2 protein-coding genes and 1 pseudogene are annotated in these 3,493 nt (G+C 35.6%); 2 read left to right on the plus strand and 1 reads right to left on the minus strand.

The window, feature by feature from the left end; translation table 11 throughout:
- Together CWC17_RS18800 and CWC17_RS18805 are read left to right on the plus strand one after the other, a co-directional pair.
- Nucleotides 1–270: pseudogene (locus tag CWC17_RS18800) on the plus strand (UTP--glucose-1-phosphate uridylyltransferase); the annotation flags it as partial.
- 293 nt (nt 271–563) lie between these two features.
- Nucleotides 564–1,499, plus strand: a complete 936-nt coding sequence (locus CWC17_RS18805) for an acyltransferase family protein (RefSeq protein ID WP_138614623.1) — start codon at nt 564–566, stop codon at nt 1,497–1,499.
- A 39-nt stretch (nt 1,500–1,538) separates the two neighbouring features.
- On the opposite strand, the gene CWC17_RS18810 is transcribed toward CWC17_RS18805, so the two are convergent.
- The gene (locus CWC17_RS18810; protein ID WP_138614625.1) at nt 1,539–2,981 is read right to left on the minus strand and encodes a capsule assembly Wzi family protein; all 1,443 of its coding nucleotides are present in this window, start codon (nt 2,979–2,981) and stop codon (nt 1,539–1,541) included.
- Nucleotides 2,982–3,493: the final 512 nt, after the last annotated feature.

Below are 3,493 nucleotides of genomic sequence, written 5' to 3' on the forward strand. Positions count from 1 at the left end.
ATTTGGCCACTGCTTGCTAAAACACCAGTAGGTGCTGGTGGTGAAATACAATTAACCGACTCTATTGATGAGCTAATGAAGCAAGAAACCGTAGAAGCGTTTCACATGAGTGGCCGCTCGCACGACTGTGGCGATAAGCTAGGCTACTTAAAAGCAATTGTAGAATACGGTATGCGCGATGCAAAACTTGGTAACGATTTTGGCCAATACTTAACGTCGTTAGTTAACGATGAGCCGGCTGCGCAATCTGATAATGTTGTAAATTTATAATATTGTAGAATTTATATTATTTTTAAGCGCGGCTATATGCCGCGCTTTTCGTATTAAAATAGAAAAATAGCTCAAACATGTTGTCATGGCTAGTTTGTTTAGTAGCAAGCAGTTTAATACTTTATTTTTTTACTAACCTTGTATCGTTTTAATGACTGACATATGATATTCAGCCAATTATTGTTGTAATTTATTTGAAGTAGGAAGTTCCATTTTAAGACTTATTAACCATAATTTACAAAAAACTCAGCAATTAAATACTAACTAATAAAAATAAGAATCATGAGATATCTGTGGAAAAAATAAAACCGCTACAAGACTTGCGTGGAATTGCTATTATTATGGTTGTTCTGTATCACTCAGGGAAGCATTATACTGATTTAGTAAGTCATGGAAATAACGGAGTAATGCTCTTCTTCATGATTAGTGGCTTTATAATCAGTCGCGCTCATAATTATGATAAAGGTTTTTATGATTTTATTATTTTTATGAAAAAGAGAATTTCAAGAATTCACTTTCCATACTTTCCCATAGTAATCCTTTTCATAATTATGTTTGTAGCATCAGGTAAGGGGGGATACTATCATCATGACCCCATTAATATTATAAGGAATATTTTCCTAGTTCAGAATCCAAGTGAATCTATCCACCCATACTCTTGGACCTTAGTTTTTGAAATGTTTTATTATTTTTCCTTCGGTGTACTTTTTATTTGTCTAAAAAAAGGTTTAAAGCCTTTCTGCTTGTTTCTGTCTCTCCCTCCTATAGCCTTTTATGTAATGGGCGGTGAAAATGACCGAAACTTAATTACTTCTTTTTACAACCTTTACTTTTTAATAGGTGTGTTGATTGGTAATAAAAGGTGGGGTGATTACACACCTTCTGTATATTTAGTGATGTTCTTATTTGCTACTTTTATTTTATTACCTTTTTTTATTGATAATAAACCAGCTATTTTATTGAGCACTACTCTCTTTTTTTTCACTTATATTAATTTAAACTTCAACTCTAAATTACTGGAAAAAGTTGGAAATGCTAGTTACACAATATACTTAAGTCATGCAATTATTTTGTCTGTAGGGAAGCAGTTTATAGAAGATGAGCTTCTAAAGTTTATTGTACTTTTTTTTGCAAGTATGATTATAGGGTATATATATTACACCTATACAGAGAGATGGTGGACAGAGCTAGGTAGAAAGGCATTAAAAATAAAGAAAAAACCCAGGTGACTTTTCCTCTATTTTTATAAGTAATAAAGACTAAATTATTTAAAGGAGTACAAGAATTGCTATTCTAGTAAATGTTTCTCCAAATACATCTTTTCCTTGATAAAGCTCAACTCCCCAGCTTTGTGCACCCATTATTGGTTTGCTTAGCTTACGTGTATAGGCTGTTTGCAGCTCATAGCCCGTTTTATAGCCGCTATTTTTATTTTCAAGCGTACGGATAGTGGTATTAAGTGTTTCTATAGAGCTTAACTGCCAGTGCCAATTTATACTCATTGATTTAGCCGGAGTGTAGTCTGTGTAGCTATGCTCGTCTCCACCCCAGTGGCCAATAACATTATCATAGTTACGATTACCATCTAAGTAAATACCGTTTGCGTACCACCTTTCTTGCCAATTACTATGTTCAAAGCGTAAGCTGTGGTTGTTTGCAATATAAGGCAAGTAAAAGCCAAAACTGTAGGCGTTATTGCGCGAGCCGCCTAAGGTATCTTCAAGCGCAACCTCACCGTAAAATTGAAACGGCATTGAGTAAACACTGTTGTTATATTCAAATGTAATAGAACCTAATTGATCGCCTAGCTCGTAGTTTTCTCCAAACTCATCGGCGTTCTCTCTACCTATATTGTCTTTACTACCAGGGCTAAAAAAGCCTTCAGCAAAATCTTTTAGAGTTACACTACGTGGCCCCCCACCAAATTGCATTAAGCGGCTTAAACCAATGGTTAAATTATCGGTAGCCGCAAAGCTTGTGTGTAAACCAAATAAATAGGGCTTACCTGGTTCATAAACTGCATCTACACCTGTTTGTTTACCCTCTTTTAATATGCCGCTTTGTTCTGTCATTTGGCTAATAAACATGTCGTATCTTATGTTAAAGCTAGTGATTGGTTCTACGTTACTAAGCGTTATAGAAGGTGTAGTTTTAGCTTGTGTGCTCAATAGCATAGCGCTGTCTTCAAAGGGTGAGTACCAATGCTCACGGTAGCCAATATCTAGTTGTGCGTATTTATACCCTAAGTATATAAAGCTTTGCGTTGGGAGTATTTCGTCTTCGTTGGCTATACCCGCAACACTAACACCAAAGTGGCGTCCAAAGTTTGCATAAGCGCCGCCTTCAGCAATTAAGTTAGTTTTTGTGGTTTGCCCACGCTGGTTTGGCAGTGTTTTATCTTTTGTACCTGCGGCTATGGTTAACTTTGCAAAAGCGCCTGCATCACTTTGTATGTAGGGGCTAAGTTGATAAGAAAGTGTTTGGTATAACTCAGGGTAAGTATGCCTAACAGTTTGCAGCACTCTATAAATATCATGCGCTTTATAGGGCTTACTCATTATGTGCGTATTTTTACTTACAGCTAAAAGGCGTTGTACTTGGTGCTCAAGCTCGGGTACTTGATTTAAAGGTAAATATGGTGAAACCCCGCCTTTAGCCATTACATTTGCACTGATTGCCATCCCGACAAGTAGCGATATTTTTTTTAGCATATTTATTCCGTTAGCAAAAAATTGTTTAAGTAAAAAACGTTAATGCGAGGTTAGCAATAAATGGCAGAGTTAGAAAGAGAAAGACTCACCCTATGTAGATAATTACCAGCTATTTTAAGTAAGCGCCTTATTTTTAGCCCAAATGAACTTTGAGGCTAAGTTTTATTTTATAGGCCGCAGTTTGGTGGCATATTTGCAATTTATTATGCGTATATATTGATGCAAAACGTTTTACGCGAGGTAAACTCGCTGCTACATGTATGTTTTCTTATTTACTCCTCTTTTGCTTCTCTTTGTGCAAAATATTAAGTTGTTTATTCACAAAGAGGTTAAGAGGCGCTGCGCTCTAGAGGGTAACGTTGTAGGCACCTAGCTTACTGGCGCTTGGTATAAAAGTATAAAAGTATAAAAGTATAAAAGTATAAAAGTATAAAAGTATAAAAGTATAAATGTTTCAATTGCGTGAGCAAGCTTCACGCCTACTAATAAAATATAAACCTTATTAATTAAAA

Origin of the sequence: Pseudoalteromonas sp. S3785 (assembly GCF_005887365.1) — a bacterium.
Classification (GTDB): domain Bacteria; phylum Pseudomonadota; class Gammaproteobacteria; order Enterobacterales; family Alteromonadaceae; genus Pseudoalteromonas.